Annotated in this window: 21 protein-coding genes and 2 pseudogenes; all 23 read left to right on the top strand. The window is 61.9% G+C overall.

The window, feature by feature from the left end:
* The first annotated feature begins 4 nt into the window (after nt 1-4).
* The 23 genes and pseudogenes from BRAD3257_RS07115 to BRAD3257_RS07220 all read left to right on the top strand — a co-directional run bounded on the left by BRAD3257_RS07115 (nt 5) and on the right by BRAD3257_RS07220 (nt 20,825).
* Nucleotides 5-553 carry a citrate/2-methylcitrate synthase gene (locus BRAD3257_RS07115; RefSeq protein WP_197711527.1) on the top strand — a complete coding sequence of 183 codons (549 nt, stop codon included), beginning with the start codon at nt 5-7 and terminating at the stop codon, nt 551-553.
* The gene (locus BRAD3257_RS40755) at nt 550-1,182 is read left to right on the top strand and encodes a DUF2285 domain-containing protein (RefSeq protein WP_244607875.1); all 633 of its coding nucleotides are present in this window, start codon (nt 550-552) and stop codon (nt 1,180-1,182) included. Before BRAD3257_RS07115 ends, BRAD3257_RS40755 begins: the two co-directional genes overlap by 4 nt.
* Before the next feature lie 133 nt (nt 1,183-1,315).
* Nucleotides 1,316-1,597 (top strand): helix-turn-helix transcriptional regulator, encoded by a 282-nt coding sequence (locus BRAD3257_RS07125; RefSeq protein WP_122401262.1) that lies wholly within the window; start codon nt 1,316-1,318, stop codon nt 1,595-1,597.
* 22 nt (nt 1,598-1,619) lie between these two features.
* A pseudogene (locus tag BRAD3257_RS07130) lies at nt 1,620-2,499 on the top strand (replication initiator protein A).
* A 289-nt stretch (nt 2,500-2,788) separates the two neighbouring features.
* Entirely contained in the window at nt 2,789-3,253 is a 465-nt protein-coding gene (locus tag BRAD3257_RS07135) for a DUF2840 domain-containing protein (RefSeq protein WP_122401263.1), read from the top strand.
* Nucleotides 3,250-3,762, top strand: a complete 513-nt coding sequence (locus BRAD3257_RS07140; protein ID WP_122401264.1) for a S26 family signal peptidase — start codon at nt 3,250-3,252, stop codon at nt 3,760-3,762. The genes BRAD3257_RS07135 and BRAD3257_RS07140 overlap by 4 nt, the downstream gene beginning before the upstream one ends.
* Nucleotides 3,763-3,968: 206 nt before the next feature.
* Nucleotides 3,969-4,658 carry a lytic transglycosylase domain-containing protein gene (locus BRAD3257_RS07145; protein WP_122401265.1) on the top strand — a complete coding sequence of 230 codons (690 nt, stop codon included), beginning with the start codon at nt 3,969-3,971 and terminating at the stop codon, nt 4,656-4,658.
* A 277-nt stretch (nt 4,659-4,935) separates the two neighbouring features.
* Nucleotides 4,936-5,361, top strand: coding sequence for a hypothetical protein (locus BRAD3257_RS39215; protein WP_145986956.1), 426 nt, complete (start codon nt 4,936-4,938; stop codon nt 5,359-5,361).
* Nucleotides 5,358-7,121: a relaxase/mobilization nuclease domain-containing protein gene (locus BRAD3257_RS07150; protein WP_122401266.1), complete on the top strand. Its 1,764-nt coding sequence runs from the start codon at nt 5,358-5,360 to the stop codon at nt 7,119-7,121. The genes BRAD3257_RS39215 and BRAD3257_RS07150 overlap by 4 nt, the downstream gene beginning before the upstream one ends.
* A gap of 36 nt (nt 7,122-7,157) precedes the next feature.
* Nucleotides 7,158-9,145, top strand: a pseudogene (locus BRAD3257_RS07155) (conjugal transfer protein TraG).
* A 5-nt stretch (nt 9,146-9,150) separates the two neighbouring features.
* A complete protein-coding gene (locus BRAD3257_RS07160; protein ID WP_122401267.1) occupies nt 9,151-9,576 on the top strand; it encodes a ribbon-helix-helix domain-containing protein in 426 nt (141 codons plus the stop codon).
* Between the two features lie 134 nt (nt 9,577-9,710).
* Nucleotides 9,711-11,039, top strand: coding sequence for an MFS transporter (locus BRAD3257_RS07165; protein WP_122401268.1), 1,329 nt, complete (start codon nt 9,711-9,713; stop codon nt 11,037-11,039).
* Between the two features lie 230 nt (nt 11,040-11,269).
* On the top strand, nt 11,270-12,184 hold the full coding sequence (gene trbB / locus BRAD3257_RS07170; RefSeq protein ID WP_174221554.1) for a P-type conjugative transfer ATPase TrbB: 915 nt from the start codon (nt 11,270-11,272) through the stop codon (nt 12,182-12,184).
* A 1-nt stretch (nt 12,185) separates the two neighbouring features.
* Nucleotides 12,186-12,509, top strand: a complete 324-nt coding sequence (locus BRAD3257_RS07175; RefSeq protein ID WP_122401270.1) for a TrbC/VirB2 family type IV secretion system protein — start codon at nt 12,186-12,188, stop codon at nt 12,507-12,509.
* Entirely contained in the window at nt 12,509-12,772 is a 264-nt protein-coding gene (locus BRAD3257_RS07180) for a VirB3 family type IV secretion system protein (RefSeq protein ID WP_122401271.1), read from the top strand. The genes BRAD3257_RS07175 and BRAD3257_RS07180 overlap by 1 nt, the downstream gene beginning before the upstream one ends.
* Before the next feature lie 10 nt (nt 12,773-12,782).
* On the top strand, nt 12,783-15,224 hold the full coding sequence (gene trbE / locus BRAD3257_RS07185; RefSeq protein WP_122401272.1) for a conjugal transfer protein TrbE: 2,442 nt from the start codon (nt 12,783-12,785) through the stop codon (nt 15,222-15,224).
* Nucleotides 15,221-15,952: a P-type conjugative transfer protein TrbJ gene (gene trbJ / locus BRAD3257_RS07190; protein WP_122401273.1), complete on the top strand. Its 732-nt coding sequence runs from the start codon at nt 15,221-15,223 to the stop codon at nt 15,950-15,952. The genes trbE and trbJ overlap by 4 nt, the downstream gene beginning before the upstream one ends.
* Entirely contained in the window at nt 15,952-16,329 is a 378-nt protein-coding gene (trbK-alt, locus tag BRAD3257_RS07195) for a putative entry exclusion protein TrbK-alt (RefSeq protein ID WP_122401274.1), read from the top strand. Before trbJ ends, trbK-alt begins: the two co-directional genes overlap by 1 nt.
* Nucleotides 16,326-17,555 (top strand): P-type conjugative transfer protein TrbL, encoded by a 1,230-nt coding sequence (gene trbL, locus BRAD3257_RS07200; RefSeq protein WP_122401275.1) that lies wholly within the window; start codon nt 16,326-16,328, stop codon nt 17,553-17,555. Before trbK-alt ends, trbL begins: the two co-directional genes overlap by 4 nt.
* A 100-nt stretch (nt 17,556-17,655) precedes the next feature.
* Nucleotides 17,656-18,339 (top strand): conjugal transfer protein TrbF, encoded by a 684-nt coding sequence (gene trbF / locus BRAD3257_RS07205; protein WP_122401276.1) that lies wholly within the window; start codon nt 17,656-17,658, stop codon nt 18,337-18,339.
* A 74-nt stretch (nt 18,340-18,413) separates the two neighbouring features.
* Nucleotides 18,414-19,370 (top strand): P-type conjugative transfer protein TrbG, encoded by a 957-nt coding sequence (gene trbG, locus BRAD3257_RS07210; protein WP_122406417.1) that lies wholly within the window; start codon nt 18,414-18,416, stop codon nt 19,368-19,370.
* A complete protein-coding gene (locus tag BRAD3257_RS07215) occupies nt 19,367-20,578 on the top strand; it encodes a TraB/TrbI/VirB10 family type IV secretion system protein (RefSeq protein ID WP_122401277.1) in 1,212 nt (403 codons plus the stop codon). The genes trbG and BRAD3257_RS07215 overlap by 4 nt, the downstream gene beginning before the upstream one ends.
* 4 nt (nt 20,579-20,582) lie before the next feature.
* Nucleotides 20,583-20,825, top strand: a complete 243-nt coding sequence (locus tag BRAD3257_RS07220; protein WP_122401278.1) for a DUF2274 domain-containing protein — start codon at nt 20,583-20,585, stop codon at nt 20,823-20,825.
* Nucleotides 20,826-20,964 lie beyond the last annotated feature (139 nt).

Raw genomic sequence — 20,964 nt, forward strand, 5'->3', positions numbered from 1 at the left:
GGTCATGCCCGAATCCAATCCCGCCGATCTCCTGACCGAGGCAACAAATTGGTGGTCGACCGACATTATCGACATGAAGCCGGGCGTCATCCGCTTTCGTGGCTTTTCGATCGAGCAGCTGATCGGCTCGGTCAGCTTTCCGCAGATGATATGGCTTCTGTTGCGCGGCGACCTCCCGTCGCCCGATCATGCCGCTCTGCTTGAAGCCGCTCTTGTGGCTGCGGTCGATCACGGACCGCAAGCGCCCTCGATCGCGGTCGGCCGCATGTCCATCACCTGCGGCTTGCCGCTCAATGGAGCAATGGCGTCGGCCATCAATTTGCTCGATGACGTCCATGGAGGCGCCGGCCAACAATGCATGGAGCTGTACGCCGACATCGCTCGACGGATGAGTGAAGGTACGGCGCTTGTAGCGGCGACGCAGGCTGGTATCGCCGCCTTCGTCGAGGCACACGGAAAAATCTTGCCCGGTTCGGCCATCGCCTTCACCCGATCGACCCTCGCTCACCGAGGCTCCTGTCGCTGGTCGATGCTGCTCGTGAGCGCGGCGTGATTTCCGGCAACTTTGCCGACATTGGCCGCGCCGGCGAAACAGCGCGGCGGGTCGGGACCAAGCGCCAAAAGAAGCGCGGTCACCAAATATTGGGCGCCCGAGGTTCTAGCGGCGGTCGTTCCGGTGCCGGTTGCCTTGACGGCCGATCTCGGCTCGGCAGTCTCCCACTGCTCGAGTTAAAGCTGGCCAAGTGCGCCGCGCCGCAGACGGCTGGCATCGTGCTGCGCGTCGGTGCGGTAGATCACCGTGTCTGGTCCAAAGAGCCGCCGGTGCTCGGCGCGTCATACGCAGCCGAATTGCCATTTGATGGCGATTTCGACGCGCGTGCGTATGCAGCCCGCCGGCTGTGGCGCGCGATGAACGGACGCCCGCCCGGTCCAGCCTTTCACCAGTTATCCAGACAGCGGCGCGAACGCCTGAGCGTGGCGATCCGCGCGCTCGATGCGCATAGCGCCGGCGGCAGCTATCGCGTTATCGCCGAAGCGCTGTTCGGCAAAAAGCGAATCCCCGATCGCGCCTGGAAGACGCATGACCTGCGCAATCGAGCAATCCGCCTGGTGCAAGGCGGCGTCGCGTTGATGCGCGGTGGTTACCGCAAACTCCTGCGGCCCGGACGCAGGGCAGAGTAGCGCAGACTCCAAGGGGTGCCGAAAATCGTACCCGCAACATTCGGCATCCCCCTCCGAGATCTTGCTTCTCCATGATGACCGCACACACGCCGGCATAGCCAGGCGTAGTGCGATGTGCTCCTGGAGTCCTCAAATGCCCGATCCAATGGCCGGTCTACCACCGCGATTCCTGCGTACACCGGAGGCCGCGCGCTATCTTGGCCTGTCCGGTCGCACGCTCGAGAAGCACCGCACGTATGGTACTGGACCGACGTATCGGAAGATCGGCGGACGTGTTGTCTACGCCGTCGATGACCTGAAAGCGTGGGCCGACCGCGGCGCCAAGACGTCGACATCCGATCCCGGCAAGGGGACCGTGCTCCCCGCCAAGAGACATCCGGCCCTGCGTCCCTATGCAGGCCAGGAACGTCGTTGATCGCCGCGTGAGAGCAGTGACCATGCGGCGCAAACACCATTCCGAGCGCGAGCAGCTTGAGCTCTTTCGGGCGCTGCCCGGGGATCTTGCGCCCCGTGACGCGCAGGATCTGATGGCTTATCCGTTCTTCTCGCTCGCAAAGACGAAGCGGATCGTGCCGATCGATTTCCGAGCTGGTGCGATCGCAATTCGGGTCGAAGCCGTTCCTGAACACGGCATGGCGACCATTTGGGATGCAGATGTTCTGATCTGGGCTGCGTCCCAGATCGTCGAAGCCCGCGACGCCGGCTTGAAGACGTCGCGCCTGATGGCTGCAACACCTTACGAGATTTTGACGTTTGTCGGCCGCGGCACCAGCGCACGTGACTATGACCGCCTGAAGGCTGGTCTTGACAGACTTCAGTCAACGACCGTGCTGACATCGATCCGCCAGCCGGCAGAACGACGGCGACACCGCTTCTCCTGGATTAACGAATGGAAGGAGACGGCAGATGCAAACGGTCGGCCATTTGGGATCGAGTTGATCCTGCCGGATTGGTTCTACGCTGGAGTCCTCGATGATGCCCTCGTCCTGACGATCGACCGCGCCTATTTCGAGCTCACGGGCGGGCTTGAGCGGTGGCTCTACAGGCTCGTGCGCAAGCACGGTGGACGCCAGGACGGCGGCTGGAGTTTTGATCTTGTGCACCTCCATGCCAAGTCCGGCATCCTCTCGCCGCTCAAGCATTTTGCGTACGACCTACGTCAGATCGTCCAGCGCCAGACATTGCCCGGCTACCAGCTCGTGCTCACGCGCGATTCTGATGGCACCGAGCGACTCAGCTTCGCGCCAGCCTTTTGATCCCTTAACGGCACGTCTGCGCCGGCGCGGTCTCATTCGAAATTCGGAGGACAACCTGTGAATCAACTCGTGCTATCGGGGACCGCAACCCTCGTGCTATCGGGGACCCGATCCTCGTGCTTTCGGGGACCGGAATCGACCTTAAGGGCTTGTTTCTCCGAGCTTTCCAGTCGCTCTAACTTTACTAACCAGAAATCCTTCGGATTTCTTCTAACGGACCGGGCCGAAAGCGGAGTTGGTGGCGCTCGGCAACGGCCGTCCGACAGGCCAGCCTGCCTTTGTAGGCCATACACACTCTCCACCGAGCCCCAAGCTCACGGTTGCCAACTCCAGCGTCACGGAGCGGCGGCATGAGCGATCTCACGGAAGTGGAAGTGCTGTGGCTCGAGAAGCGTATTGAAAACCGGATTCGGTTCGGTCGCATTGTCAAGGAACGGAAGCTTGATCGCCACCGGCGCGTCCTGTCATTTGCGCCCGGCAGCATCTTTGCTTTCATCCGGTGGACCTCCAACGACTTTGGGGTAATCATTTCGCGGATCGACATCTTGCGCGCGGTCCCTCCGGGACAGCGCTGCTCGACCGTTCCTTATGTGACACCCGGCGGAGAAATTTTGCTGCGTCTGTCCGGTTGGCCGAAGGTCGAGCGCGTGCTGCAGATGACCGATGCCGTTGAGGCATTCGGCATCGATCCCGCTGATGTCGCGCCTGATCATTGGCATCACGTTCATAACCGTCTGTCCGTCAATGAAAACCCGCGCCCGTATACGAAAGCGCGCCATCAGGCCTGGCTTCATCGCCAAAAGGTGATGCGATGACGGACCGCCCAATAATGTTGGCCGTGACGATTGGGGTCGCTGCTGCCCTCATCGCGACGATCGTGCTGGAGCCGCTTCCGCTTTACATCTGGAACGCATCCGCGAGCGTGCCGATCGGTCTCTACCGCCTCCGGCCGGCGGACCAATTCCGAGTCGCTGAATTGGTCGCCGTGCAGCCGCCGGAGCCGCTTGCGACCTTCCTCGACCTTAACGGCTATTTGCCCATTGGCGTCCCCATGCTGAAGCGCGTGCTCGCCCTTCCCGGGCAGACCGTTTGCAGAACCGGCCTCACGATTTCGGTCGATGAGGTGGCGGTGGGCGAGGCGCGGGACCGCGACGGACGCGGCCGGCCGCTGCCGAAATGGCAGGGCTGCCGCGTCGTCGGCGACGGAGAGCTGTTTCTGATGAACTGGCAGTCCGACGACTCCCTGGATGGCCGATATTTTGGATTCTTGCCTGCGTCGGCGGTGATCGGCCGTGCGCTGCCCGTGTGGACGTGGGAGGAGTGATCGTGCGTGTTCCACGGTCTTACCCAGCCATTCCTCTGTTCGATCGATCACGGGGCGATTCCTCCGTCCCGGCCAACGCTTGCCGCGCGGACGCGCGCCGCGGCAGTCCAGGGCGGCCGCATGGCGGGCGCGAAGCAGCTTTACCCGGGACGGGCGCGAGCACGATGGCATGCCTGGCTCGGTCTGGCGTGCGTGTTTGGGCTGTCGTGTCGCTGCTGCTTGTTTTCGCTGCATCGGACAGTGCCGCTCTAGCCGAGAGTGGATCGGCATTAGCTCAAGCGGTTGTTCAGGCGAGCAACCCGTTTCGAGCTTTCGTCGATGAAGCCTCGAAGCGTTTTGCAATTCCGGTGAACTGGATCGGTTCGGTCATTAACGTCGAAAGCGCTGGAGACGTGCACGCCAAGTCGCCCAAAGGCGCAATGGGCCTGATGCAGATCATGCCGGCGACCTGGGCGAAACTTCGCGAGCGCTACAATCTCGGGAATGACCCCTACGATTCGCACGACAACATTCTGGCCGGTACGGCGTACTTGCGCGAACTGCTCGATCGGTATGGCTCGCCTGGCGTGTTTGCCGCGTACAATGCGGGGCCATCTCGCTATGAAGAGCATCTCGCGGGCGGCCCTCTTCCAGGCGAGACGCGAGCATACGTCGCAAAGCTTGCAGATCTGCTTGCCATCGAACTGCCGCCGAGGTGGGCGTCCAGTGGACAGTCATCGGCAGCTGCAACGCTATTCGTCACGCGATCCGATCTCATGAAAACGCGCGATCGGTTGCTGGCGCTCATGCCGCCGAGCGGTGTCACGACCGCAATCTCGGGCGGCGATGTATTGCCCATAGTCCCTCGGCCTATTGGCATGTTCGTCCCTCGATCGGATTCGGGAGCATCGCGATGACGAAGTGCGCGGGTTCGCAAGCTGATGGCGTATGGGCGATGCCCTCGGCCCGCGCTCTACTCGTCGCTTCGCTCCTCACCGAGCCACCCTTCGGGTGTCTCGGCCCTTCGGGTAACGATCGCTATCGCAAGCGCTCGGAAGCATTGGGGGCTTCGCGACTTGGATGCCAAGTCGCGGCGGCTCTTTCGGCGACCAGGAGACCACGACGGCAGGACGGGCACACGGTTCTCTCGGCCAATTGGCGTGTTCGTGCCTCGATCGATTCGGGAGCATCGCAATGACCAAGCGTGCGGGTTCGCAAGCCTTCGTGTGCTCCACCATGCAAGTGGCACGTGCGGATGGCGTATGGGCGATGCCTTCGGCCCGCGCTCTACTCGTCGCTTCGCTCCTCACCGAGCCACCCTTCGGGTGTCTCGGCCCTTCGGGTAACGATCGCTATCGCAAGCGCTCGGAAGCAGTGGGGGCTTCGCCAGTTGGCAGCCAAGTCGCGGCGGCTCTTTCGGAAACCGGCGACCGGGAGACCACGACGGCAGGACGGCGAGATAAAAGAGGCTCGCCGCTCGAACCGCAAGCCATTGACATGGCTTGGGTTCCGGCGTGCCGGTCGGTCGGGGCGCGTGCCGCGCCTTGCATTTTGAACAATGCAATCAAAGGCGTTTTCGGCACCGTGTGCGCTTTTGATCGTTGGGAGGCCCTGCCGTGAGCGCGGGCGACAGCGATCTGCGTGTTCGGCCCGGGCGTATTCGCAGCACCCGCGCGCCTAAACAGAAGAGCTTTATCAACCAGGTGCTGCGCGCCGCGAAGAAAGCAGGACATACCTCGGGGCAGGCCGCAGTTGGCAGGCGTGCTGCGGCCTATGGACGCTCGACGTTTGGCCGCGGGCGCCTTGCTTTTAGCCGTGCAAGATTGTTTAGCCCGACCCGGCGTGTCGTGGTAAAGGCGCGCGTGGTTCGTCATAAGGGTCGAGCCTTCCGTTCAGCACCACTGACCGCGCACCTCTCATATCTGAAGCGCGACGGCGTGACCCGGAGTGGTGAGCGGGCCGAGATGTTCGATGCCGGCGCCGATCGTGCCGATAGCGCGGCTTTCGCAGAATGCAGCAAGGACGACCGGCATCATTTCAGGTTCATCGTCTCGCCGGAGGACGCCGGCGAGATGACCGACCTCAAGGCCTTCACCCGCGACCTCGCCAGGCAGATGGAGACCGATCTCGGTACGCGGCTTGATTGGGTAGCCGTCGATCATTGGAATACCGACAACCCACACGTCCATCTTCTCGTTCGGGGAGTAGATGAGGAAGGGGCGGATCTCGTGATCTCCCGCGACTACATCAGCCAGGGCCTGCGCTCACGCGCCGAGGAACTGGTCGCCATCGAACTGGGTCCAAAACCGGAGCACGAGATCCGCAGTTCGCTGGAGAGGGAAGTCACCGCGGAACGATGGACGCGGCTCGATCGGGAGATCCGGCTGGCAGCCGATGAGACTGGCGCTATCGATCTTCGCCCGGAGAGTCCCGGCCGGTCCGATCCCGAGATACGGCGCCTGATGGTCGGTCGCCTTCAACACCTGGAGAAGATGGGCCTTGCCGCATCCGCCGCGCCAGGGGAGTGGATGGTAGGGCTCGAGGCCGAGCGCAGCTTGCGCGACCTTGGCATGCGGAGCGACATCATCAAGACCATGCACCGCGCCTTTACCGAGCGTGGGGAAGCGCGCGGCGTTGCCGAGTTCGTCATCGAGGGCGGACAGCCGACGTCCCAGATTGTCGGACGGCTGGTCGACCGTGGACTGCATGATGAACTGACCGGCGAGGCCTATGCCCTCATCGACGGAACGGACGGGCGCGCTCACCACGTGCGCTTCCGAGGGCTCGAGGCTTTCGAAGATGCTCCGCTGGCCGGCGGCATCGTCGAAGTCCGACGCTTCGGTCAAGCCGGCGACCCGCGGCCGACCTTGGTGCTCGCGACTCGTTCCGATCTCGATCTCGATGCGCAGGTCACTGCAAAAGGCGCCACTTGGCTCGATCACCGGCTGGTCGAACGCGACCCCATGCCGCTCGCCATGGGCGGGTTCGGTCGCGAGATCCGCAACGCCTTGGAAGCCCGTACCGAGCATCTGATCCAGGAAAGTCTGGCACGGCGGCAGGGCCAGCGCATCGTCCTGCAGCGCGACCTCCTGAACACGTTGCGCCGGCGCGAGCTTGACGAGGTAGCAGCAAGGGTCTCGGCCGACACCGGCCTGCCCCATGTGAATGCCGCCTCCGGAGAACATGTGGCGGGCACGTATCGCCAGCGGCTGACGCTCAGTTCGGGGCGGTTCGCCATGATCGACAATGGGCTCAGCTTCCAACTCGTGCCTTGGTCGCGCGACCTCGAAAAGAGGCTCGGCCAACACGTCACCGGCGTCGTGAAAGACAGCGGTGGCATCGAATGGGGCTTTGGTCGGAAGCGCGACCTCGGTCTCTAGCAATCTCACCAAACCAGTTGCGGAAGGGCGTTCGGGATGTCCGGAACTAAAATCCTTTGGGGGCAGGTGATCGTGGTCGGCCTGATCGTCTTGCTGGCCATCTGGGGAGCAACCGAGTGGACGGCTTGGCGGCTCGCTTGGCAGCCGGCGCTTGGGCGGCCCTGGTTCGAACTGTTGGGCTTCAAGGTCTACTACCCGCCAGTCTTCTTCTGGTGGTGGTTCGTCTACGACGCCTATGCGCCTCAGATTTTTGTCGAGGGAGCCTTCATCGCGGCGTCGGGAACCTTCGTTTCGATCGCGGTGGCAATCGGCATGTCGGTGTGGCGGGCGCGCGAAGCCAAGAATGTCGAGACCTATGGTTCGGCGCGCTGGGCTGGTCCGGAAGAGGTGCGGGCGGCCGGACTTCTCGGTCCTGACGGTGTGGTGCTCGGCAAACTCGACCGTGACTATCTCCGTCATGACGGGCCGGAGCACGTCCTGTGTTTTGCACCCACCCGGTCCGGCAAGGGTGTCGGCCTTGTCGTCCCCTCACTGCTGGCTTGGCCCGGCTCGGCCATCGTGCACGACATCAAGGGCGAGAATTGGCAACTGACTGCCGGCTTTCGCTCGCGGCGTGGTCGCGTCCTGTTGTTCGACCCCACCAACCAGAAGTCCTCAGCTTACAATCCGCTGCTCGAAGTCCGGCGCGGGGAATGGGAGGTTCGCGACGTCCAGAACGTGGCCGATGTCCTGGTCGATCCCGAAGGCTCGCTCGATAAGCGGAACCACTGGGAGAAGACCAGTCATTCCCTCCTGGTCGGCGCCATCCTCCACGTCCTCTATGCCGAGGCGGACAAGACCTTGGCTGGCGTCGCCGCCTTTCTGTCCGACCCGAAGCGGCCGATCGAGGCGACGCTGAAGGCGATGATGACAACCGCACATCTTGGCGAGCAGGGCGCCCATCCCGTGGTCGCCTCGACCGCGCGCGAGCTCCTCAACAAATCTGAGAATGAACGCTCCGGCGTCCTGTCCACCGCGATGTCGTTCCTCGGGCTCTACCGTGATCCCGTCGTGGCTCAGGTGACCTGCCGCTGCGACTGGCGCATCGCCGACCTGATCGCCGATCGCAGTCCGACGACGCTTTACCTCGTCGTCCCGCCCTCCGATATCTCGCGGACCAAGCCCCTGATCCGGCTTGTGCTGAATCAGATCGGCCGACGCTTGACCGAAGACCTGCACGCCAGTGATCGCCGGCATCGCGTCCTGATGATGCTTGACGAGTTCCCGGCGCTGGGACGGCTTGATTTCTTCGAGTCTGCGCTCGCCTTCATGGCGGGGTACGGAATCAAGAGTTTTCTGATCGCACAGTCGCTCAATCAGATCGAAAGGGCCTACGGGCCCAACAATGCGATCCTGGACAACTGCCACGTCCGCGTCAGCTTCGCGACCAACGACGAGCGGACCGCCAAGCGGGTTTCCGACGCGCTCGGGACCGCGACCGAGATGCGGGCGATGAAGAACTATGCCGGTCACAGGTTGAACCCGTGGCTGGGGCACCTGATGGTCTCGCGCCAGGAGACGGCAAGGCCGCTGCTGACCCCAGGCGAAGTCATGCAGCTTCCGCCGAAGGACGAGATCGTCATGGTGGCGGGCACGCCGCCGATCCGGGCAAAGAAGGTCCGCTACTACGAGGATCGCCGATTCACCGAGCGGGTTCTGCCGCCGCCCGATCCGGCGAGCGCCGGCCGATCATCGCGAACGGACGGATGGTCAGCGCTGGGACCATTGAAGCCCACGGCAGGTCCAACTGACAAAACCGCGGAATCGGAGGAAGACATGGCGAACAGCGGCCTTCGTCGGGAGCCGGAATTGCCTGATCATGTTGCGATGGTCAAGGAGACGACCGAGCCTACGCCAGCCGAGGAATTTGCGGTTGTGCTTGACGATGACGACGATGCGGTCCGTCAGTCCCGGCTCATACGCCAACAGATGCGCGGTGTCGCCCGTCAAGTCGCCATGGACCCGATGACGGTATGGAGCTCTGAGGCATATGCGCGATCGGATGAATGTCTACTTCCCGCCAGAACTGCTGAAACAGATATCGGAGCTCGCCGATCGCAAGAAGCTTTCCCGGTCGGCGATCGTGGAAGCGGCCGTTGTCTCGTTTCTGTCACCGGACGGCGCGGATAGGCGGGAGGCCGCGTTCAGCCGTCGTCTTGATCGGCTGTCGCGTCAGATGCAGAGGCTGGAGCGCGACGTTAGTTTGACGGCGGAGACCTTGGCTCTCTTCATTCGGTTCTGGCTGACGATCACGCCACCGTTGCCGAATGACGCGCAGGCGGCCGCGCAGGCAAAAGGCCGAGAACGATTTGAAGGATTTGTCGAGGCGCTCGGGCGTCGCTTGCAAAAAGGGCAAAGCTTTCTCCGCGAGATTCCGGAAGATATCCGCCGCCAGGAATCAGCCGACGAATCCTGACCGAGTATCCTGGATGCGTTATCGCGCCTGACCTTCTTTTTCTACGCCAGCCCACGACGGCAATAATTTAGCCGAACTTGCAAAAAGCTAGACGCGCTATCGGCTCACACGAGCCGACAGCAAGAGGGGCCAGCATGCAAATCTTAACAGCATCGCGTCGAATCGCGTTCGTTTTTCTTCCTTTTGCTGCTGGATACTATCTTTCGTTTCTTTTTCGAACGATCAACGCTTTGATCGCCAGTCGTCTCAGCGCGGATATCGGTCTTGGGACCGCCGACGTCGGATTGCTGACGTCGGTTTATTTCCTAGTCTTCGCGGCGGCGCAGATCCCCGTCGGCGTATTGTTGGACCGATTTGGCCCGCGGCGCGTCCAAAGTGTTTTGCTCTTGCTCGCCGCAGTGGGCGCTGGGCTGTTCGCTGTATCGACCAGCTTCCGGTTGCTTTTGATCGCCCGTGCAATGATCGGGCTTGGCGTGGCAGCGGCGTTCACGGCAGGACTGAAGTCCATCATCCTTTGGTTCCCCAGCGAGCGAGTTGCCTTGCTGAATGGCTATATGGTCATGCTGGGCTCGCTAGGAGCGGTGACTGCTACGGCTCCCGTCGAGCACCTGCTCGCTTTGATCGGCTGGCGGCAGCTCTTTGAGATCCTGGCAGCCGCTACGGGTGTGACAGCCATTCTCATCTATGTCGTGGTGCCTGAACGACCCAATGTCCCATCAATCGCGCACGCCACCCTTGGCTCCATTTTCGGGGACCGGCGCTTCTGGCGAATCGCACCGTTGTCGGCGACTTGCATTGGATCAGCCTGGTCTCTGCAAGGTTTGTGGGCATCGCCATGGCTGGCAGACGTCGAGGGGTTTGATCGCGCAAGTCTGGTCCGACAGCTTCTTACGATGTCGATCGTCTTGAGCTGCGGTGCCTGGTTGTTCGGTACGACGGTCCATTACACCAAACGGAGGGGAATCGGGGCGGAGAGGATATTGGTGATGGTAGCCGTTCTGTTTGTCACAGCTGAGTTAGCCTTGATCTTGCGAGCACCCTTGCCGTCCATTGTGCCCTGGTCCGTTGTCGCCATTGTCGGAACGGCAACTGTGGCCAGCTTCGCGGTGATGGCGGATTACTTTCCCCCTGAGCTAGCTGGTCGCGCCAATGGCGCCCTAAATGTCCTGCACTTCGGTTGGGCTTTTTTGGCTCAATTCGGGACCGGCCTGATCCTGCAGCAATGGTCTGAGGATGGTGGCCATAGGCCCGTCCAAGCCTATCAAGTCGCGTTCGGCCTCAACGTAGCACTTCAGATCGCGGCGCTGCTCTGGTTCGCGCTGCCTTGGGCCGGATACCTAGCTTCACGGATGAGGCCGATTCCGGTTTTGACGCCGGCCGATGTCTTCGACCTTGTCGTTTCGGTAAGCTCGTATGAGGAGTCGCTCATCCTCCTGCCCGCAAATGACGATGCGGAGTGGTGAGCGGTAGCTCGCCGAGTACAATACAGTTGAGTAGGCATCAAACATCAGTTCTCAGCCTTTCTTTTTCTACGCCAGTCTACGATCAGTGAAGCCGCTTGTTGCGCCATGTCCATCGGTGCCTTTTCTAATAATCCCCATATGAGGGACGCCGGTTTGACGTCCTCATTCGGTGGGGACGAACGGTGGCAATCCATTCCATTCAATCGGAAGCGAATTCGCGCGGTGCGCGAATGCTACGCAGCGCACTTGGCCCGGCGATTGCCGGCTACCTTGAAGATGAAGCGATCATCGAGGTGATGCTCAACCCGGATGGGCGGCTGTGGATCGACCGGCTGTCGGGTGGTTTGATCGATACCGGCGCAACCCTGTCGGCTGCGGATGGCGAGCGTATCGTTCGCCTGGTTGCGCATCACGTAGGCGCTGAGGTGCATGCCGGCGCGCCACGGGTTTCGGCCGAACTGCCCGGAACAGGCGAACGCTTCGAAGGTCTCCTGCCTCCGGTCGTTGCCGCCCCGGCCTTTGCTATCCGCAAGCCCGCCGTCGCCGTGTTTACGCTCGACGACTACGTCGCCAAGGAGATCATGACCTCGGAGCAGGCCAGCATCCTGAAGAGCGCGGTCGCTGCACGGAAGAACATCCTCGTCGCCGGTGGGACATCGACCGGCAAGACGACATTCACAAATGCGCTCCTCGCCGAGGTGGCAAAGACTGCCGATCGGGTCGTGTTGATCGAAGATACGCGCGAACTTCAGTGCAAAGCGCCCAATCTTGTAGCGCTCCGGACCAAAGATGGCGTGGCCACGCTATCGGACCTCGTTCGGTCTTCGCTGCGCCTGCGTCCTGATCGCATCCCGATTGGTGAAGTCCGAGGTGCCGAGGCGCTCGATCTGCTCAAGGCCTGGGGTACCGGCCATCCTGGTGGCATTGGGACCATTCATGCAGGTACCGCGCTCGGAGCGCTGCGGCGGCTGGAGCAACTCATCCAGGAAGCCGTCGTCACGGTTCCGCGTGCCCTGATCGCTGAGACCATCAACCTCGTCGCTGTCCTTGCGGGCCGCAGCGCTGATCGTCGCCTCGCTGAGCTCGCCCTCGTTTCGGGGCTCGGGTCCGCCGGCGACTACAACCTTTCATCAGCAGGAGACTGACATGCGTGTGCAATTTCGCTTCCGTCGAGGTGTCGTTTCATTAGCCTGCGGCACGGTCCTTTTGGCGTCGGTGCCGGCGTGGGCGGCTGGCTCGAACATGCCGTGGGAGCAGCCACTCAATCAGATCCTGCAGTCGGTTGAAGGTCCGGTCGCCAAGATCATCGCCGTCATCATCATCGTCGTGACGGGGCTCACGCTCGCGTTCGGGGACTCGTCAGGTGGTTTCCGCAGGCTGATCCAGATCGTGTTCGGTTTGTCGATCGCGTTTGCCGCCTCGAGCTTCTTCCTGTCGTTCTTCTCCTTCGGCGGTGGCGTGGTGATCTGATGGATGATCAGGTGGCAGGCTTTTTGGTGCCCGTTCACCGCGCCCTCACTGAGCCCATCCTGATGGGCGGCGCGCCGCGGTCGGTTGCGATCGTCAATGGCACGCTTGCGGCAGCCCTTGGGCTGGGATTGCGGCTCTGGATCGCGGGTCTTGTCCTCTGGTTCATCGGCCACATGGCCGCCGTCTGGGCCGCCAAGCGCGATCCCGCCTTCGTCGATGTGGTGCGCCGGCATCTACGCATTCCCGCACATCTCAACACCTGAGCCCTTTGTCATGATGAACCTTGCCGAATATCGTCATTCCAGCGCGCGTCTCGCCGACTTCCTGCCCTGGGCAGCCCTCGTCGACGAGGGAATCATCCTGAACAAGGACGGCTCGTTCCAGCGGACAGCAAAGTTCCGCGGGCCCGACCTCGATAGCGCAGTGCCGGCTGAACTCGTCGCCGTCGCGGGTCGCTTGAATAACGCCCTGCGCCGTCTGGGATCTGGTTGGGCCGTATTCGTTGAGGCGCAGCGTCATTTTGCTGGGGTCTATCCGCCGAGTACATTTCCGGATGTCGCGTCCGCGCTGGTCGATGCCGAACGCAGGGCCCAGTTCGAAGAGGCCGGCGCTCACTATGAGTCCAGCTATTTCCTAACCTTCCTCTATCTACCGCCGGAGGAGGGAGCCGCCAGGGCGGAGCGATTGCTCTATGAAGGTCGCGACCGCACCGTTGGAGCGGATGCCCGGGAGGTGCTGCGCGGGTTTGTTGATCAAACCAACCGCGTGCTGCAGCTCGTCCAAGGGTTCATGCCGGAATGCACTTGGCTCGATGATCAGGACACACTGACCTTCCTGCACTCGACGATATCGACCAAGCGTCACCGCGTTCGGGTGCCTGAAATTCCGATGTATATCGATGCGCTGTTGGCCGACCAGCCGTTGACCGGCGGGCTAGAGCCCATGTTGGGCTCAGCCAATCTTCGGGTCCTGACGATTGTCGGCTTTCCGGGTGCCACGACCCCGGGAATCCTGGACGACCTGAATCGCCTGGCATTCTCGTATCGTTGGTCGACCCGGGCGATCATGCTCGACAAGACCGACGCCACCAAGCTGCTGACCAAGATCCGCCGCCAGTGGTTTACGAAGCGAAAATCCATCGGCGCCATCCTCAAGGAGGTCATGACCAACGAGGCATCGACGCTGCTCGATACCGACGCTCACAACAAGGCACTGGATGCCGACGCGGCGTTGCAGCAACTGGGGTCGGACCAGATCGGACAGGCTTTTGTCACGGCGACCGTTACCGTCTGGGACCGCGATCCCAGTGCTGCCGACGAAAGGCTGCGGCTGGTCGAGAAGGTCATTCAGGGCCGCGATTTCACCTGCATGATCGAGACGGTGAACGCTGTTGAAGCCTGGCTCGGCAGTCTGCCCGGGCACGTCTACGCCAACGTGCGGCAGCCTCCGGTTTCGACTCTCAACCTCGCCCATATGATTCCGATGTCGGCCGTGTGGGCGGGCGAGGCGAGGGACCTCCACTTCCAAGGTCCGCCTCTGTTGTTCGGCAAGACAGAGGGATCAACGCCGTTCCGCTTCTCCCTCCACGTCGGCGACGTCGGTCATACCCTGGTGGTGGGACCGACCGGCGCCGGCAAGTCAGTCCTTCTCGCTCTGATGGCGCTACAGTTCAGGCGTTATCCAAACTCCCAGGTCTTTGCGTTCGACTTCGGTGGTTCGATCCGGGCGGCCGCGCTCGCCATGGGGGGCGACTGGCATGATCTCGGCGGTGCATTGTCTGACGGGGACGAAAACCCCGTCGCTCTGCAACCCTTGGCCTGGATCGACGATCCCACTGAGCGCGGATGGGCCACGGAATGGATCGGCGCAATTCTGGCACGGGAAAAGGTCGGGATCACCCCTGAGGTCAAGCATCATCTGTGGTCGGCACTGACGTCTCTCGCCTCGGCGCCGAGGGAGGAACGCACCCTCACGGGCCTGTCAGTCCTGCTGCAATCCAATTCCCTGAAAAGGGCCCTGCAGCCCTATTGCCTGGGCGGTCCCTCCGGACGCCTGCTTGATGCCGAATTCGAGCGCCTTGGCGAAGCTTCGGTTCAGGCGTTTGAGACTGAAGGCTTGATCGGAACGAGTGCTGCCCCAGCCGTTCTGGCTTACCTCTTTCATCGGATCGGAGACCGTCTCGACGGCCGGCCGACACTTCTCATTGTGGACGAGGGTTGGCTTGCCCTCGATGACGAGGATTTTGCGGGGCAGCTCCGGGAATGGCTGAAGACGCTTCGGAAGAAGAACGCGTCCGTCATCTTCGCCACCCAGTCGCTGTCGGATATCGACGGCTCCGCAATCGCGCCGGCAATCATCGAAAGCTGCCCAACGCGCTTATTGTTGCCGAACGAACGGTCGATCGAGCCGCAGATCACGGCCATTTACCGCCGCTTCGGCCTCAACGACCGCCAGATCGAGCTCTTAAGCCGGGCAACGCCGAAGCGCGACTACTATTGCCAGTCCCGCCGCGGCAACCGGATGTTCGAACTCGGGCTTGGTGAGGTTGCGCTCGCCTTTACCGCGGCCTCTTCCAAGACAGACCAGGCTGCCATCGCGCAACTCCTCGCCGAACATGGACCTGACGGCTTCGTGCCGGCCTGGCTCCAGCACCGTGGCGTCGGCTGGGCGACGGATCTGATCCCCAATCTCGTGAATCTGGAGAAATCGCTATGAAGCGTCTTGGCCTATTGGTGGCCGCTGGCACGGCCGCGCTGATGCTCGGCGTCACGCGGCCTGCGAGAGCACAGTGGATCGTCTTTGATCCCAACAACTACGTCCAGAATGTCCTCACGGCTGCGCGGGAGCTCCAGCAGATCAACAACCAGATTACCTCGTTGCAGAACGAGGCGCAGATGCTGGTCAACCAGGCAAAGAATTTGGCAAGCCTGCCGTATTCGTCGCTGCAGCAACTGCAATCATCGATCCAGCGGACCCAACAACTACTGGCTCAGGCTCAGCGCATCGCCTACGACGTCCAGCAGGTCGATCGTGCGTTCTCGGCGAGCTACGCACCGGCCACTGGCAGCCAGTCGAGCCAAATGTTGGTCACCAACGCTCAATCCCGCTGGCAGAATACTTACGCGGCAACACAGGACGCGCTTCGCGTCCAGGCGGGCATCGTAGGCAACCTCGACACCAACCGTATCCAGACGTCCGCGCTCGTAACGTCCAGCCAAGGTGCAAGCGGCGCTCTGCAGGCGACGCAGGCCGGCAATCAGATTCTCGCGCTGAGCGCGCAGCAACTCGCCGACCTCACCGCTGTCGTGACGGCGCAGGGCAGGGCGCAGAGTCTTGAAGCGGCTCAGCGCGCCGCGGCTCAGGATCAGGGACGAGAACAGCTTCGGCGCTTCCTGACACCGGGGCAGGGCTATCAATCATCCAATGTGCAGATGTTCCACTGATGAACGACATAAGGGCATTCAAGGCGCTGTCGCTGCTTGCGACAATCGGCGTGTTGGTCGTCACAGCCTGCACGATCCAGCTTCGCGGTGGAGAAGATGCTCCGCGATCGCACAACGCGGAGCAGACGATCGATGCAACCAGCTCGGACCTCGCACGCTGCCGCAGCGTCACTGCTGAGGAAACGGTAGGTTATCAGCATTGCAGGCAGCTGTGGGCCGAAAACCGGCGTCGCTTCTTCGGCAAGAAAACCCATGCCGCGGTTCCTGACCAAGAAGATCCCGCCGCAGGGTTAGCGCCCGCTCCAAAGGACCAGAGCCGGATTCCGCAAGGCTATCCGCAACCGCAGCCGGCGACACCTGAGGCGAACAGGCCATGACGGGTACGGGCATCATCGACCAATTCCTGGATACGTTCACGCGCTATATCGATAACGGCTTCGGGCTGCTGGGTAGCGATGTCGGATATCTCGCCACGACCCTTGCGGCGATTGACATCACGCTTGCTGCGTTGTTCTGGAGTTGGGGGCCGGACGAAGACATCATCGCGCGCCTCGTCAAGAAGACGCTTTTCGTGGGAGTCGTTGCCTACCTCATCGGAAACTGGAACAGCCTTGCGCGCGTCGTTTTCGAGAGCTTTGCCAGCCTTGGGCTGAAAGCATCAGGCGCAAGTCTCTCCGCGTCGGACTTCCTGCGGCCGGGAAAGATCGCGCAAGTCGGACTCGATGCTGGCCGACCGCTGCTCGATTCGATCTCCAACCTGATGGGCTACATCAGCTTCTTCGAGAATTTTGTCCAGATCGTCGTTCTATTGTTTGCCTGGGTCGTAGTGTTGCTCGCCTTCTTCATTTTGGCGATCCAGCTTTTTGTCACCCTGATCGAGTTCAAGCTCACGACGCTGGCCGGCTTCGTGCTCATTCCATTTGGTCTGTTTGGCAAGACCGCCTTTGCGGCGGAGCGGGTTTTGGGCAACGTCATATCTTCGGGGATTAAAGTCCTGGTCCTTGCCGTCATCGTTGGCATCGGCTCGACCCTGTTCTCCCAGTTCACCTCTGGTTTCGGCGGCGCGCAGCCGACCATCGAGGACGCGATGACGCTGGTGCTCGCGGCGCTTTCGTTGCTGGGCTTGGGCATCTTCGGGCCAGGACTCGCCAACGGCCTGGTATCCGGCGGACCGCAGCTCGGCGCCGGTGCGGCGATTGGAACGGGCCTTGCCGCTGGCGGTATTGTTGCCGCCGGCGCAGGTGTTGCCGCCGGCGGCGTTGGACTTGCTGGCGGCGCGATTGCAGGCGCCGCGCGCGGTGGCGGCGCCATCATAAGCGGAGCATCAGCGGCTTATCGAAGCGGAGGCCTTGCTGGTGTCGCGGAGGCTGGCAGCTCGGCTGCGATGAGCCCTTTGCGTCGCGCAGCGGCCGCGTTCGGAGCAGGGGGGCAAACGGGAGGGCAAGCCGCGAGCAGTTCGGCTGATGGGCAGCCAGATTGGGCGCGGCGCATGAAGCGGGCCCAGACCATTCGGCACGGTGCGTCGGCGGTCGGCCACGCGGTTCGCTCAGGCGATCGTGGCGGCAGCGGCTCTTCCGTCGATTTGTCTGAAGGAGAGCGCTGACGCGCGGCCATCGCGCTTTCGCCACCCGCTGCGCAGCAGCGCCTCAAACCCGGGCACCGCACGACTCAAGACCCATCTTTGATCTCAGGGGAAATTATCGATGTTCAAGCGACCATCCGTTCATTACGGGCGCATGCCAGAGCCGATCACGCCTTACCAAAAGGCAGCGCAAGTTTGGGACGAACGCATTGGATCTGCCCGCGTGCAGGCCAAGAACTGGCGCTTGATGGCGTTCGGCTGCTTGATTCTATCGGCCGGCCTCGCGGGTAGCCTTATCTGGCAATCGAGCGAGGGATCGATCACGCCCTGGGTAGTCGAAGTCGATCATCTCGGCCAGGCTCAAAGGGTTGCGCCAGCCAACGTCGACTATCAACCCACTGATGCGCAGATCGCTTACCATCTGGCGCGCTTTATCGAAGATGTCAGAGGCCTGCCAGCGGACGGCATCGTTCTGCGGCAAAACTGGCTTAGGGCCTATGATTTTACGACCGATCGCGGCGCCGCTGCGCTCAACGACTACGCGCGCAACAATGACCCCTTTGCCAAGCTGGGCAAGGCGCAAGTCTCCGTCGACGTCTCGAGCGTCATTCGTGCTTCTTCGGAGAGCTTTCGGGTCGCGTGGACCCAGCGCACCTACGACAACGGTTCGTTGAGCTCGACTGAGCGGTGGACTGCAATTCTCTCGATCGTGATCGAGACGCCCCGCGATGCCGAACGTCTGCGCAAGAATCCACTTGGCGTTTACGTCCGCGCCATCAACTGGTCAAAGGAGTTGAGCCAGTGACCCAGACGCTGTTTGACGTCTATTCGAAGCACCCCGTCCCGTACTGTGGGATCGGTCCCACTTGGCGCGAATTCTTGATCGCAAAGCGAGCACTTTTGTTTGCTGTCTTGCTTGGTTCCTCGGTGCTCGGTGGGTGCGCGACCTACATTCCGCCGGAGATCAGTTATGACACCGAAGTGCCTCCGTTACCGGCGACGCCGGTGGCTCTCGACGACAGATCGCGGCCGCTTCACGTTCCACCTCTCTGGAAGCCGGCTCTCGGCGGCAAGTCGGGAGGGATGGAAGATGTCGAATCCGTGAGCCGGGTTGAGACAGCAAATAGCGCAGCCCGGGTCGAACCGCGCAAGCGGGGTTATTTCAACGCGGCGCAAATCTACGCCTACAGTCCCGGGGCGCTCTACCAGATCTACGCCGCACCAGGGCAGATCACGGATATAGCGCTCGAGGAGGGAGAACAGTTGACGGGATCAGGGCCGATCGCAGCCGGAGATACCGTACGCTGGGTCGTGGGCGATACCGAGAGCGGGAGCGGCGACACACGGCGCGTCCATATCCTGGTCAAGCCGACCCGAGCTTCCATCGAGACCAATCTTGTGATCAACACTGACCGGCGCACCTACCTGATCGAGCTCCGCTCCCGCGAACGGCCATACATGCCATACGTTGCCTGGTACTATCCTGAGGCGGCACGCGAACGGCCGCGTTCAGTTGCTCTGAAGTCCGTTCTTCCGGATCCGGCGCAGCGTATCTCCCGCTATGCCATCGAAGGCGACACTCCTCCTTGGCGGCCGCTCGCCGCATATGACGATGGCCGCAAGGTCTATGTCGAATTCCCGCAAGGCATCGTGCAGGGTGAGATGCCTCCGCTCTTCGTCATCGGTCCAGACGGCAAGACTGAACTCGTCAACTATCGCGCTTACGGCAACGTATTGATCGTCGATCGGCTGTTCGCGGCCGCAGAACTCAGGCTGGGAGGTGAGCACCAGCAGAAGGTCAGGATTGTCCGGACCGACGGGAGGCCGTCATCATGAACACCCGGAATGGAAACGATCAGGAGCAAGCGGCTCGGCCTGAAACACAAGAGGATCAGTCCAGGAGCTTCCGCTTGAGAGCGGAGCATCCGCGCGTGACACGGTTGTCACGGAAAGTACTTGCGGGAGGGAGCGCGGTCGTCCTGCTTGTGGTCGGCGGAGCAGTGCTGTGGTCGCTGCAGAAGAGTCACCCTCGAGACCACGCGGCCGATGAGCTTTACAGTGCCGACCATCACAATATCGCCGACGGCGTTGCGACGCTGCCGAAGGACTACGCTGGCATTCCACGCCAGCCAATGCCGCAACTGGGTCCGCCGCTTCCTGGGGACCTCGGTCGTCCGATCCTTGCGGCCCAAAGCCAGTCGCCGACGATCGGCGCTGATCCGGACCAGCAGCGCCGGGATCAAGAGACTGAGGCCGCCCGCATCAGTCATCTGTTCGCTTCGACCAATGGGAGAGAACTGCGTCCGCCCACCTCTGCGGCGGTTGGAAGCGACCGCGTCGTGCCACCGAAGGCAACGAGTACTGGCGACGATGGATCGGCGGAGAACGGTCAGGACCGCAAGCTTGCCTTCGTCAACGCCTCTGTGGACCGCCGCACGGTCAGCCCTGATCGCGTCACCAATCCGGCCTCACCATATATCGTGCAGGCTGGGACGATTATTTCGGGAGCCCTGATCACCGGAATCCGGTCGGACCTGCCAGGCCAAATTACGGCGCAGGTAACCGAGAATGTCTTTGACACGCCGACTGGCCGCTTTCTGCTTGTGCCTCAGGGAGCGCGTCTGATCGGCATCTACGATAGCCAGGTCAGTTTCGGCCAGTCTCGCGTCCTGCTCGTCTGGACCCGGCTGATCATGCCGAATGGACGTTCCATCTTTCTCGAGCGGCAGCCTGGCGCTGACGCCGGCGGGTATGCGGGCCTCGAAGACCAGGTCGACAATCACTGGGGTGAGCTCTTCAAGGCCGCGGCACTATCCACGTTTCTGGCGGTCGGGACCGAACTGGGTGCCGGCTCGGACACCAACAGCAACGACAGTGCGATCATCCAGGCATTGCGACACGGCGCCTCCGACTCACTGAACCAGACCGGCCAGCAGGTGGTTCGGCGCAGTCTCAACATCCAACCTACTCTGACCGTGCGACCCGGTTTCCCGGTTCGTGTTCTTGTCAATCATGATCTGATACTTCCCCCCTATAGAGGGTGACAACATGCCCAAACTTAAAATAGGAGAGCTTCCAGACGACAAGCCGGTCAAAGTGACTGCGGAGCTGCCCGCGGCCGTGCATCGTGATCTCATTGCATATGCAGAAGTGCTTACGCGTCAGGGTGGTCAACTGGTCGATCCAACTAAACTCATCGGCCCCATGTTGGCGCGCTTTATGGCCGCTGACCGAGGATTTTCTAAACTGAAACGAGAAGGCCATGTACCGGCCGCCGGCGAAGGACAGTGATGCTCGTGATTTCCTCGAAGCCGTTGCCCACGCTAAATAGTTGCCAGCACAGCGAAGCGCTGCCGAGTTGGCATCAAGAGTTGAGATGTGGCGTCGGAAAGTGTGCTTTCGAGTTTGCCCGAAACAACTCCGATTACCA

This window comes from Bradyrhizobium vignae (genome assembly GCF_900324035.1).
GTDB classification, from domain to species: domain Bacteria; phylum Pseudomonadota; class Alphaproteobacteria; order Rhizobiales; family Xanthobacteraceae; genus Bradyrhizobium; species Bradyrhizobium vignae.